The sequence below is a fragment of the Pseudomonas sp. COW5 genome (genome assembly GCF_026240005.1).
GTDB lineage: Bacteria > Pseudomonadota > Gammaproteobacteria > Pseudomonadales > Pseudomonadaceae > Aquipseudomonas > Aquipseudomonas kribbensis.
On record NZ_JAPHVP010000001.1, the window covers coordinates 5,336,453 to 5,348,771 of the forward strand.

At 60.3% G+C, this 12,319-nt stretch carries 10 protein-coding genes; 1 reads left to right on the forward strand and 9 read right to left on the reverse strand.

The features are described 5' to 3' along the window. The 9 genes from hbdH to OQ248_RS24395 all read right to left on the reverse strand — a co-directional run bounded on the left by hbdH (position 1) and on the right by OQ248_RS24395 (position 10,827). On the reverse strand, positions 1-774 hold the full coding sequence (gene hbdH / locus OQ248_RS24355; protein WP_119428349.1) for a 3-hydroxybutyrate dehydrogenase: 774 nt from the start codon (positions 772-774) through the stop codon (positions 1-3). Between the two features lie 7 nt (positions 775-781). Beyond that, on the reverse strand, positions 782-2,173 hold the full coding sequence (locus OQ248_RS24360; RefSeq protein ID WP_265814322.1) for a GntP family permease: 1,392 nt from the start codon (positions 2,171-2,173) through the stop codon (positions 782-784). A gap of 275 nt (positions 2,174-2,448) precedes the next feature. Then, positions 2,449-3,864, reverse strand: coding sequence for a sigma 54-interacting transcriptional regulator (locus tag OQ248_RS24365; protein ID WP_265814323.1), 1,416 nt, complete (start codon positions 3,862-3,864; stop codon positions 2,449-2,451). 40 nt (positions 3,865-3,904) lie between these two features. Further along, the gene (locus OQ248_RS24370) at positions 3,905-5,479 is read right to left on the reverse strand and encodes an ABC transporter ATP-binding protein (protein WP_265814324.1); all 1,575 of its coding nucleotides are present in this window, start codon (positions 5,477-5,479) and stop codon (positions 3,905-3,907) included. A gap of 13 nt (positions 5,480-5,492) precedes the next feature. After that, positions 5,493-6,515 carry an ABC transporter permease gene (locus OQ248_RS24375; RefSeq protein WP_114883385.1) on the reverse strand — a complete coding sequence of 341 codons (1,023 nt, stop codon included), beginning with the start codon at positions 6,513-6,515 and terminating at the stop codon, positions 5,493-5,495. Next, positions 6,515-7,576, reverse strand: a complete 1,062-nt coding sequence (locus OQ248_RS24380; RefSeq protein ID WP_265814325.1) for a microcin C ABC transporter permease YejB — start codon at positions 7,574-7,576, stop codon at positions 6,515-6,517. The genes OQ248_RS24375 and OQ248_RS24380 overlap by 1 nt, the downstream gene beginning before the upstream one ends. Further along, positions 7,576-9,444, reverse strand: coding sequence for an extracellular solute-binding protein (locus OQ248_RS24385; protein ID WP_265814326.1), 1,869 nt, complete (start codon positions 9,442-9,444; stop codon positions 7,576-7,578). Before OQ248_RS24385 ends, OQ248_RS24380 begins: the two co-directional genes overlap by 1 nt. A 135-nt stretch (positions 9,445-9,579) precedes the next feature. Next, complete coding sequence (locus OQ248_RS24390) at positions 9,580-9,861, reverse strand: peptidylprolyl isomerase (RefSeq protein ID WP_041478733.1); 282 nt, start codon at positions 9,859-9,861, stop codon at positions 9,580-9,582. Positions 9,862-9,957: 96 nt separating this feature from the next. Beyond that, on the reverse strand, positions 9,958-10,827 hold the full coding sequence (locus OQ248_RS24395; protein WP_119428342.1) for a triacylglycerol lipase: 870 nt from the start codon (positions 10,825-10,827) through the stop codon (positions 9,958-9,960). A gap of 336 nt (positions 10,828-11,163) precedes the next feature. Here OQ248_RS24395 and OQ248_RS24400 point away from each other — a divergent pair, with 336 nt between their 5' ends. Next, positions 11,164-12,273, forward strand: a complete 1,110-nt coding sequence (locus tag OQ248_RS24400) for a hypothetical protein (RefSeq protein WP_265814327.1) — start codon at positions 11,164-11,166, stop codon at positions 12,271-12,273. The last annotated feature ends 46 nt before the right edge of the window (positions 12,274-12,319 follow it).

Here is a 12,319-nt window from a genome sequence, read left to right on the forward strand (position 1 = left end):
TTACTGCGCCAGCCACCCGCCATCGATATTCCATGCGGCACCGCGCACCTGACTGCCGGCCTCGCTGCACAGAAACAACACCAGTTCACCGAGGTGCGCAGGGGTGACGAACTCCAGCGACGGCTGTTTTTCGGCCAGCAAGTCGTGTTGCGCCTGTTGCGGGTCGACACCCTTGGCCGCGCGATCGTCGATCTGCTTCTGCACCAGCGGCGTCAGCACCCAGCCCGGACAAATCGCATTGCAGGTGACGTTGCTGGCGGCGGTTTCCAGGCCGACCACTTTGGTCAGGCCGATCACACCATGCTTGGCCGCGACATAGGCGGCTTTGCCGGTGGAGCCGACCAGGCCGTGCACCGAGGCGATGTTGACGATCCGCCCCCAGCCCTTGGCGCGCATGCCCGGCAGGCTCAGGCGGGTGCTGTGAAACACTGACGACAGGTTGATGGCGATGATCGAATCCCAGCGCTCCACCGGAAATTCCTCAACTGCCGCGACATGCTGGATACCGGCGTTGTTGACCAGAATGTCCACGCCGCCGAACTCGCGCTCGGCGTAGGCGATCATGTCGGCGATCTGCTCAGGGCTGCTGACGTCCGCCGGGTGATGGCCGACCTTGCCGCCGAACTGTTCGACTTCGGCGATTACCTTCGAGGCATCGCCAAAGCCGTTGAGGATCAGGTTGGCGCCGGCCTTGGCCAGCGTGAGCGCGATGCCCAACCCGATGCCGCTGGTGGAGCCGGTGACCAGTGCGGTCTTGCCAGTAAGAGTCGTCATGAATACCTCACACAATGCCAGTGGCGTAGAAAGTGCCGATTACCACGAAAACCGCCAGGGTCTTGATCAGCGTAATACAGAAAATGTCCTTGTAGGCCTCACGGTGAGTCAGGCCGGTGACCGCCAGCAACGTGATGACCGCGCCGTTGTGCGGCAGGGTGTCCATGCCGCCGCTGGCCATCGCGGCCACCCGGTGCAGCACTTCCAGCGGGATGTTGGCGGCGTGGGCGGCGCTGATGAACTGTTCGGACATCGCCGCCAGGGCGATGCTCATACCACCCGAGGCGGAGCCGGTGATGCCGGCCAGCAGGGTCACGGTGATCGCTTCGTTGACCAGCGGATTGGGAATGCTCTTGAGCCAGTCGGCCAGCACCAGAAAACCCGGCAACGAGGCGATCACCGCACCGAAACCGTATTCCGACGCGGTGTTCATCGCTGCCAGCAGCGCGCCGCTGACGGCGCTTTTGCTGCCCTCGGCGAGCTTGCTTTTGATCGCTTTAAAACCGAATGCCAGCACCATCAGGATGCCCACCAGCAAAGCCGCTTGCACCGCCCAGATCGCGGTGAGCTTGGCGATTTCGGTGGTGACCGGCGCGGCCATACCCGGCAGCGCGAGGCTGTGGGTCTTGCCGTACCACTGCGGAATCCACTGGGTGAACAGCAGGTTCATGATGCCCACCGCCAGCAGCGGCGACAGGGCGATCCACGGGTTGGGCAGCTTCAGATCCTCGGCGGTTTCCGGTTCGTTGCGCAGTTCGGTGCCGTAGCCTTCACCGGCGCGTTGAGCCTTGTTGCGCTGGCGCTGCAGGAACAGCATGCCGGCGCAGAACACGAAAATCGTGCCGATCAGGCCCAGCCAGGGCGCCGCCCACGCGGTGGTGTTGAAGAAGGTGCTTGGGATGATGTTCTGGATCTGTGGCGTGCCGGGCAGGGCGTCCATGGTGAACGAGAACGCGCCGAGGGCAATGGTCGCCGGGATCAGGCGCTTGGGGATGTTGCTCTGGCGGAACATTTCCGCCGCGAACGGGTAGACCGCGAACACCACGACGAACAGCGAAACGCCGCCGTAGGTGAGCAGGGCGCAGACCAGCACGATCACCAGCATTGCCTGACGGGTGCCGAGCAAGCGAATCGCTGCCGCGACGATCGAGCGGGAGAACCCCGACAGCTCGATCAGCTTGCCGAACACGGCGCCGAGCAGGAACACGGGAAAGTAGAGTTTGATGAAACCGACCATCTTCTCCATGAACACCCCGGTGAACGCGGGGGCGACGGCGGAAGGATCGGTGAGCAGGACGGCGCCGAGGGCGGCGATCGGGGCAAAAAGGATGACGCTGTAGCCACGGTAGGCCGCGAGCATCAGCAGCGCGAGGGCTGCCAAGGCGATGATCGCACTCATGGTGTGCTCCTTCGATTGTTATTTTTGTGGGTGGAACGGGTGTGGGAAGGAGCTATAGCGAGATCTGTGCCATGCGTCTAAGTTATTGAAATATAAGGAAATAAAGTTTTGCTGTGCAACGTGCGGAAGAGGTTTGTCTCGTTTCAGAGATTTTCTGTGCCTGAGCGGGCGCCTTCGCGGGCAAGCCCGCTCCCACAGTCGAACGCGTACCCCTGTGGGAGCGGGCTTGCCCGCGATGCTTTTGATCTTTTCCCTTAATGGAGACTTGTGTCTCTTTATTGAGACTCCGCAATCCCCAGCGCAATCATCTTCTTGTACAGCGTCGAGCGCCCAAGTCCCAATCGTTCGGCTGCTTCGATGACTCTGCCCCCGCATTGCGCGAGAGTGGATTGAATCAGCTGCCGGTCAAACCGCTCGCGGGCCTGACTGAAGGTCTCACTGGTTAGAGGCTCTGACAGAGGCGTCGATACACGTTCAACCGGTGTAAACGTGCCGATTGCAGAACGAATGTCGTTCGCCGTCAGCATCAAGTCATCACTGAGCAACGCGGCGCGCTCCAGTACATTGCGCAACTCGCGAATGTTTCCCGGCCAGGCATGCTGACCCAGCAATTCCAGCGCTTCGCGATTGAGTTCATGCTGACTGCGCAACTCTTCAAGAATCGCCTCACTGAGCGCCGGCAGATCGTCCAGCCGTTCACGTAGTGGCGGTACCTGAATCGGCAGCACATTGAGGCGATAGTACAAATCCGCACGGAACTCACCACGCTTTATCGCCGCCTCCAGATCCGTCGATGTCGCGGCAATCACCCGCACATCACTCTGGATCACCTCGTTGGAGCCTACGGGTTCGAATTCTTTCTCCTGAAGTACCCGCAGCAATTTGCTTTGCAGTGGCAACGGCATGTCGCCAATCTCATCGAGAAACAGCGTCCCGCCCTGAGCAATCTGCAACTTGCCGGTGCGGCCCTTGCGGTCGGCGCCGGTAAAGGCGCCGGGGGCTGTACCGAAGAACTCGGCTTCGAGCAGCGCCTCGGGAATTGCCGCGCTGTTGATGCTGACGAAGGCCTTGTGCGCCCGAGGTGAAGCGCCGTGGATCGCCTGCGCCAGCAACTCCTTGCCGCTGCCGGTTTCGCCCAGCAGCAGGACTGGTGACTCGGCACTGGCGCTGCGCCGGGCACGGCGTTTGACCTCCAGGCTCGCAGCACTGGTGCCGATGAAATGGGCGAAGTTGTATTTGGTCTGCCGGGCGCGCAGCAGCGAACGGGTCGAGGCCAGTTCCTCCTGCATGCTCAGGTAGCGCTTGAGCATCGGCGACAGCGTGCGCAATTCGTCGAACAGGGCAAAACCGATGGCGCCGATTACCGATCCGGCGTCGTCGTGGATCGGCAGGCGCATCACTACCAGCGGTTCTTTCGGCGTGTCCTGCATGTCCAGCAGAATCGGCCGCCCGGTGCGTACCACTTCCCGCAGCAGACTGCCCGGAATCACGCTTTCGCAGGGCTTGCCGATGGCCCCGGCGGCGGAGTCGAGCCCGAAACGCCGGGCGTAGCGCTCGTTCATCCAGACGATGTTCGCGTCGCGGTCGACAATCACCGTGCCTTCACTGGATTGCTCGATGATCTCGAACAACGAACGGATCGCCAGGGTGCGAACCCGCTGGTAATCCTTGAGGCTTTCGGTGGTGTTCATGGCGGCGTCCATTGGCGGAAGTCAGGTGGCGCGATTATGCCTATCCCGGGTGCGCCGCGGCCAACAGCTCTTTGGTATAGGGGTGCTGCGGCGAGTCGAACACGTCATGACTGGCGCCGCTTTCGACCACTTTGCCGTCCTTGATCACGATCATGTCGTGGGCCAGTGCCCGTACCACCGCAAGGTCGTGGCTGATGAACAGATACGTCAGGCCATGTTTTTCCTGGAGTTGGCGGAGCAGGGCGACGACCTGCTTCTGCACGGTGCGGTCCAGCGCCGAAGTCGGCTCGTCGAGCAGGATCAGTGCCGGTTTCAGTACCAGTGCCCGGGCAATGGCGATGCGTTGGCGTTGGCCGCCGGAAAATTCGTGGGGGTATCGGTGACGGCTTTCGGGGTCGAGGCCGACCTCCTTGAGTACCCGGATCACCTGGTCGTCGCACTCGTCAGTCGTGGACTGGCAATGCACCTCCAGCCCCTCACTGATGATCTGCGCCACCGACATGCGCGGGCTGAGGCTGCCGAACGGGTCCTGAAACACCACCTGCATCTGCCGACGCCACGGCCGCAGCTGTTTCTGGTTGAGGCCGTCGAGGGACTCGCCCTGAAAGCGGATGCTGCCTTCGGAGTCGAGCAATCGCAGGATCGCCTGACCCAGTGTCGACTTGCCCGAGCCGGACTCGCCGACGATGCCCAGGGTCTTGCCGCGCTGGATGTTCAGGCTGATACCGTCCACGGCGCGCAAATATTGCTTGCGCTGGAACAATCCGCCGCCAACGACGAAATCCACCCGCAGGTCTTCGACTTCCAGCACGTTTTCACGCTCGTCCCGGGGCAATGCTTCGCCTTCCGGTTCGGCATTGAGCAACACGCAGCTGTAAGGGTGTTTCGGTTCGGTGAACAGGGTTTCGCACGGCGCCTGCTCGACAATTTCCCCGGCCTTCATCACGCACACCCGTTGGGCAATGCTGCGCACCAGATTGAGGTCATGGCTGATCAGCAGCAGCGACATGCCGAGACGTTGTTGCAGGGATTTGAGCAGCACCAGGATCTTGCGCTGCACGGTGACATCGAGGGCTGTGGTCGGTTCATCGGCGATCAACAGTTCCGGTTCGCAGGCCAGGGCCATGGCGATCATGACCCGCTGGCGCTGGCCGCCGGACAATTGGTGGGGGTAAGCCTTCAACCGTTCTTTAGGCTTCTGGATGCCCACCAGTTCAAGCAGTTCGAGAATGCGTTTCTGAGCTTCTTTGCCGCCCATGCCACGGTGCAGGAGGAGGGTTTCGCCGATCTGTTTCTCAATGGTGTGCAGCGGATTGAGCGAAGTCATTGGCTCCTGGAAGATCATGGCAATGCGGTTGCCCCGCAGGTCGCGCAAGGTCTTGGGATCGGCACCAACCAGCTCCTGGCCTCGATAGAGAATATTGCCGGTGGTTTGGGCTTCGCTATCCGGGAGCAGTTGCAGGATCGAGTGGGCCGTCACCGATTTGCCCGAGCCCGATTCGCCTACCAGCGCCAGGCACTCGCCGGGGCGGATGTCCAGGCACAGATTGCGCACCACGGTCTGGCCATGGAAAGCAACGCTGAGGTCACGGATTTCGATCAGGTTGTCAGTCATTTCAAGGATCCGTTCATGAGCGCGGGTCAAAGGCATCGCGCAATGCTTCGCCAATGAATACCAACAGGGACAGAATCAGCGCGAGGGTGAAAAACGCCGTCAATCCCAGCCACGGTGCTTGCAGGTTCTGCTTGCCCTGGCCGATCAACTCGCCCAGGGAAGCGCTGCCCGCCGGCATGCCGAAACCCAGGAAGTCCAGCGCAGTGAGCGTAGATATCGCCCCGGTCAGAATGAACGGCAGGTAACTCAATGTGGCATTCATCGCGTTGGGCAGGATATGTCGGAAGATCACCTTGCGGTCGGTCAGGCCCAGGGCCCGCGCAGCCTTGACGTATTCCAGGTTGCGCCCGCGCAGGAACTCGGCCCGTACCACGTCCACCAGCGCCAGCCAGGAAAACAGCGCCATGATCCCCAGCAGCCACCAGAAGTTCGGCTCGACGAACCCCGACAGAATGATCAGCAGATACAGCACCGGAAGCCCCGACCAGACTTCGAGCAGACGCTGACCCATCAAGTCGATCCAGCCACCGTAGTAGCCCTGCAGGGCGCCGGCGGCGATGCCGATCAGTGCGCTGACGAAAGTCAGCATCAAGGCGAACAGGATCGACACCCGCGCACCGAAAATCACCCGGGCCAGCACGTCCCGCGCCTGATCGTCGGTGCCCAGCCAGTTGACTGAAGTCGGCGGGCTCGGCGCCGGTTTGTTGAGGTCGTAGTTCGGTGTGTCGTCGCTGAACGGGATCGGTGGAAACAGCAGCCAGCCACCGTCCTTGCGAATCAGGTTTTGTACGTAGTCGCTGCGGTAATCGGCCTGAAACGGCAGTTGGCCGCCGAACTCCTGTTCGGTGTGGCGCTTGAATACCGGGAAGTACCACTGGCCCTGATAGCTGACGACCAAGGGTTTGTCGTTGGCGATCAGTTCGCCACCGAGGCTGATCACGAACAGACCAATGAACAGCCATAACGACCACCAGCCCCGGCGGTTCTTCTTGAAGCGTTCGAAGCGGCGGCGGCCCAGAGGCGAGAGCTTGAACATCAGGCGTTCCTCGCGGCGAAGTCGATACGCGGGTCGACCAGCGTGTAGCACAGGTCGCCGATCAGTTTTATCAGGAGACCGAACAGGGTGAAGATGAACAGCGAGCCGAATACCACCGGGTAGTCCCGGGACACGGCTGCTTCGTAGCTCATGCGCCCGAGGCCGTCGAGGGAGAAGATCACCTCGATCAGCAGCGAGCCGGCGAAGAACACGCTGATGAACGCCTGGGGAATGCCCGAGACCACCAGTAGCATTGCGTTGCGAAACACATGGCCATACAGCACCCGGCGTTCGCTCAGGCCTTTGGCGCGAGCGGTGACCACGTATTGACGGGTGATTTCATTGAGAAACGAGTTCTTGGTGAGGATGGTCAAGGTCGCAAAGCCGCCGATCACCAGCGCAGTCACCGGCAGAACAAGGTGCCAGAAGTAGTCGGCGATCTTGCCCAGGGTCGACAGCGATTCGAAGTTGTCCGAGACCAGCCCGCGCACCGGAAACCAGTTCAGTGACGTGCCGCCGGCAAACACCACGATCAGGAACATCGCGAACAGGAACGCCGGCATCGCGTAACCGATGATGATCGCCGTACTGCTCCAGATATCGAAATGACTGCCGTGATGCACGGCTTTGCGAATGCCCAGCGGGATCGACACCAGATAGGTGATCAGCGTGGCCCAGAGCCCGAGGGAGATGGTCACCGGCATCTTTTGCAGGATCAGGTCGGTGACCGTGGCACCCCGGAAGAAGCTCTTGCCGAAATCCAGTTGCGCGTAGTTCTTGAGCATCAGCCACAGGCGTTCATGGGCCGGTTTGTCGAAACCGTACTGTTTTTCGATGTCCTTGATCAGTTGCGGGTCGAGGCCGCGACTGGCGCGGGAGGTGCCGCTCATGGTCTCGCTTGCGCCGCCACCGACACTGGCGCCGCCGATTCCTTGCAAGTGGGCAATGGCCTGTTCCACCGGACCACCCGGCGCTGCCTGAATGATCACGAAATTGACCAGCAGAATGATCACCAGCGTCGGGATGATCAGCAGCAGACGCCGCAATATGTAAGCCCACATCAGTGCGGCCCTCCGGGTCTGCCACGGCTGATTTTCTCGGCCGTCATCTGCTGGTTGGTCAGCGGCGTGCTGCTGATTTCCCACCAGCTTTCGATCGCCTCGTCATTGCTCGCCTGCACGCTGGGAATGCCGAAACGGTTCCACCACACGGTCGAAGTGCCCGGCGGGTAATAGTTGGGAATCCAGTAGTAATTCCATTGCAGCACCCGATCCAGCGCATGGGCGTAATGCAGCATGTCGGCCTGGGTCGAGGCGCGGATCAGGCCGTTGATCAGGATGTCGACCGCCGGGTTCTTCAGCACCATGTAGTTGTTGGCGCCGGGATCGTTGGCCGACGCGGAACCGAAGTAGTTGAGCAGCTCACCGCCGGGCGACGTGGTGACCGGGTAACCGGTGACAATCATGTCGTAGTCGCGGCTCATCAGGCGATTGACGTACTGCGAAGAGTCGATGCGGCGGATATCGAGGTTGATACCGATCTGTTTCAGCGTGCGCTTGTAGGGCAACAGCAGGCGGTCCATGCCGTTCTGGCTGACCAGGAAGGTGAAGCTCAACGGTTCGCCCTGTGCGTTGACCAATTGGTCTCCGTCCGGTTTCCAGCCGGCCTGTTCCAGCAGTTCCAGTGCCTGAAGCTGCTTGTCGCGGATCAGGCCGCTGCCATCGGTTTTTGGTGCCTCGAAGACCTTCGTAAATACCTCGTCGGGAATCTGCCCGCGCAACGGTTCAAGAATCTTCAGTTCGGCAGCGTCCGGCAGTTCCCGGGCGGCGAGGGCACTGTTGGAAAAGTAACTCTGCTGGCGGATGTACATGTTGCGCATCATCTGCCGGTTGCTCCATTCGAAGTCCCAGAGCATGGCCAGGGCCTGACGTACGCGGCGATCCTGAAACATCGGTTTTTGCAGATTGAACACGAAGCCTTGCGCTGATTGCGGTGCTTCGGTGGCCAAGTGAGCCTTCTGCAGGCGCCCGTCGCTCAGGGCCGGGCTGTCGTAGCCGATCGAGTAGCCAGTGGCGGAGAATTCACGGTTGTAATCGTAGGCGCCGCCACGCAATACCTGACGGGCGACATCGGTGTCGCCGAAGTACTCGATGCTGAAATGGTCGAAGTTGTAGAGCCCGCGGCTGACCGGCAAGTCCTTGCCCCACCAGTCGGGGTTGCGCTCGAAGGTGATACTGCGCCCGGAATCGACCTTGCCTACCCGGTAAGGGCCGCTGCCCAGCGGTGGTTCATAGCCGCCACCGCCGGCGAAGTCACGGGTCTTCCACCAATGCTCGGGAAACACTGGGAGGGTCGCGATGTCCAGTGGCAGCGTGCGGTTTTCATTGCTCTTGAAATCGAAACGCACGGTCAGTGGCGCCTCCACCTCAACGCCTTTGACGTCGGCGAACTGGGTGCGATAGCGCAGGCTGCCTTGGGTCATCAACAAGTCGTAGGTGTAGCGCACGTCTTCGGCGGTGATCGGTTTGCCGTCGGCGAAACGTGCCTTGGGGTTGATGAAAAAACGCAGGGACAGACCGTCTTCGGAGCGCTCCATCTTCTGTGCCACCAGCCCGTAGACGGTGTAAGGCTCGTCCATAGAACGCTGGGCCAGCGGGGAGTACAGCAGGCCGTCGATCTGGGTGACGCCGATGCCCTTGTCGATGTAGGGCAGGACATGGTCGAAGTGACCGATCTCGATCGCCGAGCGGCGCATCGTTCCGCCCTTGGGCGCTTGCGGATTGGTGTAGTCGAAGTGACTGAAATTGGCCGGATACTTCGCCGGTTCGCCGTAAACGGTCAATGCATGTTGCGGTGCAGCGCTCACACCGGCGGCGCCCATCAGCAGAGCCACGGCAGTGAACATCAAAGTGGAAAAAGCCAGTCGCATTGTCAGCCTTAGAGCCGGATGATCGATAAGCGCAATTTGTACGCGAGCCCGACACTGTTCGCCAGCCGCGTGGTGTAACCAAAACACAACGGCCCGCCATCTGGCGGGCCGTTACACAGCGCAAGGGACTAAGGATCAGTCCTGACGGCTGGTGACTTCCAGCAGGTGATAGCCGAACTGAGTCTTGACCGGGCCTTGCACGACGTTGATCGGTGCGCTGAACACTACGGTATCGAATTCCTTGACCATCTGGCCCGGGCCGAACGAGCCCAGGTCGCCGCCCTGACGGCTGGACGGGCAGGTGGAGTTGGCTTTGGCGACTTCAGCGAAATCGGCGCCGGCTTCGATCTGGGCCTTGAGTTCGTTGCACTTGTCTTCGCTGGAAACCAGGATGTGGCGGGCAGTGGCTTTGGCCATGGGGAAATCTCCAATCAAATCAGTAAAGGGTGGAGCCTACCGGATTCAGTGGCCGATTTCTCGGCAAAGTTCCGTTCGGTTGTCTGACGCAGGCGCTCAGAGGTTGGCGGCCTGCAGGCGCAAGGCGTGCTCGACGTACAACTGGATCGAATCGACTGCTCCGGCGTGCTTGTCAGCGGTTCGACCCAGGCTGCGCAGATGATCAACTGGATAGTCGGAACGGATCACGGTGCCCAGATGAGAACTGTAGCGCCCGACGAAGCCATCGTTTTGCAAGGGTTCGGTCATGAAGTACTGCGACAGGGCCCGGCAGATGTCTCGCATCGGGTCGGGTTTCTGCATATTTATTGACGGCACGACACCACTCCAGGAGTAGTAGCGCACCTCATTGACCTGTTCGGCACCTTGCCCGCCCCAGCTCTGCGGCAGGCCTTGCGGATACTTGTCATTGAAGTCGCCGACGCCTTCGGTCGTCAGGGCATTCAATGCGGCCAATGCATGTTGCGGCAGCGCCGTGGTCCCGCTGAGCAGGCACAGAAAGTCAGAAAACAGTGTGGCGACGTTCTGCGCCACGATTTCCGGCAGCTTTCCGGGGACCAGTGCCTTGCGCAGGAAGTCCGCCAGTTCCGAACCGTGATTCGGCCCGCTGACCGATGTCACGGATGCAACCTTGTGTGGGGCAAACGCTGCCGCGTACCGAGCAGCGAGTGCACCCTGGCTATGGCCGATCAGGTTGACTTTCGCCGCACCCGTGCCCTTGAGCACGGAGTCGATCTGGCAAAGCAGTTGTCTGCCGCGTACTTCGTTGTCGTGAATGGCTGACAAGTGAGGTACGAAAACCTGCACGCCGATGGCCTTCAACGCCTGCCTGACGTCGTGGAACAGCTCAAATGGGCCGATACGCTCGAATCCGAACAAACCGTGCACCAGGAGGATGGGGTAACGGGTGGTGGTGTCTTGTTGCATTTTTCATCCTTGATCGCAGAAGTTCATCGATATTTGCCGGGTGCCACTCTAAATCAGTCTCGGAGCTCTCGATGTATGAAGCGTCTGTCTCGGGAGGCGGAAACTGGGTCGGTGTGCGCAGGAAATATCCTCAAAGTTTGGAATCCGGATCGGAATATCTGGACGTCTTTTGCCTCGTCCAATGTATTTGCTCTGTAATTGCCTACCGGTTGCGATGCGATTGCCGCCGGAACGCGGTGTGGATGGACGACATCATTTTTCTTGTCTGACTGATTGAATAGAGGCTCTTCGACGCAGCAGAGAGCTGCAGGGCGTTTCCAGGGAGTGGAGCTACGAATGAATATGCAGAGCGCGCAAGAAGCGACACGGGGCAATGTTTTAGCCGTAACAACGATCGGCTCATCAGGGCACGCATGCCTGCGCGAACCGTCGGGTTCATTGCCTGCGGTGACCCTCGAATCGGTGGAAGGAGGTGTCCTTGATCCCTCGTTGGGCAGAGTTGTCATCCGGATCGCGCCATATCCCGAAATGGCATGTGGTGACAGAGTGGTACTGAGCTGGCATGGTCTCGACATCGAGGGTTTGCTGTATCGACACGAGTTCGCGCGATCGATCAGCGAAACTCAGCTGGGGAGGGATATCGTTTTTGTCATCAGAAGTCCCCACATCGCTGCGCTGGATGGCGGTTCGCTGGAGGTGTTCTGGACGCTGAGCAGCATGAAATGGTTGTTGCCCGTCAACTCCGTCAGGACTCAGCTGAATGTGGGGGATGTTCTATACAGTCTGTTGCCGCCCACGGTTGACGATGCCGTTGGCGGGCACCTTGATCCGGCACGCGTCAACGAAGGCACCACTGTCATTCTCCAGCCTTATGCCGGGATGTCGGTGGGTGATCGAGTGGAGTTGTTCTGGCAGGGGGCTGCAGAGCTCGCTTCATTCCGGGACAGCTTGATTGTCGAGTCCTTCGCTGTTGGAGCGCCGCTGGTGTTCGGTGTCGATTCTCGATTCATCATCCCGCATCCTGGCAGCGAAGTGCTTGTCCGATATGTCATCGAACAAAAAAACGGAGCGCTGCGCGAATCGGGCTCCAGGAACATCACCATTGCTCCGTTGGTGCGCGGCGTACTGGCCGCACCGCAAGTGCTTGAAGCACGGGAAGGGGCGCTGGACGTACGCGAAACCATTGATGGCGTCAGCATAGTGATCAGCAATGCGCAGGTGGAGGTCGGTGAACTGGTTTATCTCAAGTGCGATGGCGAGCACTTCTTTCATCGTGATGATCGGGAAATAACCAGTGGAATGGAGATTGAGCCCCTGGTGTTTATCGTTCCCTATCGCTTCTGGCGCGAGCATGTCGGTACGGCTGTTCGAGTGTCCTATTCGATTGAGCGGCTGGATGATGTCAGTCAGGTATCCGATGTGGCACTGCTGCGCGTGCTGGCTTGACCAAGCGGCCTTCCGGGCAGGCATGCTCCGGAAGGCCGGTTTCATA

Excerpts from the sequence above, each read along its gene's own strand:
- hbdH (WP_119428349.1), bottom strand. The coding sequence starts at position 774 with ATGACGACTCTTACTGGCAAGACCGCACTGGTCACCGGCTCCACCAGC.
- OQ248_RS24360 (WP_265814322.1), bottom strand. The coding sequence starts at position 2,173 with ATGAGTGCGATCATCGCCTTGGCAGCCCTCGCGCTGCTGATGCTCGCG.
- OQ248_RS24365 (WP_265814323.1), bottom strand. The coding sequence starts at position 3,864 with ATGAACACCACCGAAAGCCTCAAGGATTACCAGCGGGTTCGCACCCTG.
- OQ248_RS24370 (WP_265814324.1), bottom strand. The coding sequence starts at position 5,479 with ATGACTGACAACCTGATCGAAATCCGTGACCTCAGCGTTGCTTTCCAT.
- OQ248_RS24375 (WP_114883385.1), bottom strand. The coding sequence starts at position 6,515 with ATGTTCAAGCTCTCGCCTCTGGGCCGCCGCCGCTTCGAACGCTTCAAG.
- OQ248_RS24380 (WP_265814325.1), bottom strand. The coding sequence starts at position 7,576 with ATGTGGGCTTACATATTGCGGCGTCTGCTGCTGATCATCCCGACGCTG.
- OQ248_RS24385 (WP_265814326.1), bottom strand. The coding sequence starts at position 9,444 with ATGCGACTGGCTTTTTCCACTTTGATGTTCACTGCCGTGGCTCTGCTG.
- OQ248_RS24390 (WP_041478733.1), bottom strand. The coding sequence starts at position 9,861 with ATGGCCAAAGCCACTGCCCGCCACATCCTGGTTTCCAGCGAAGACAAG.
- OQ248_RS24395 (WP_119428342.1), bottom strand. The coding sequence starts at position 10,827 with ATGCAACAAGACACCACCACCCGTTACCCCATCCTCCTGGTGCACGGT.
- OQ248_RS24400 (WP_265814327.1), top strand. The coding sequence starts at position 11,164 with ATGAATATGCAGAGCGCGCAAGAAGCGACACGGGGCAATGTTTTAGCC.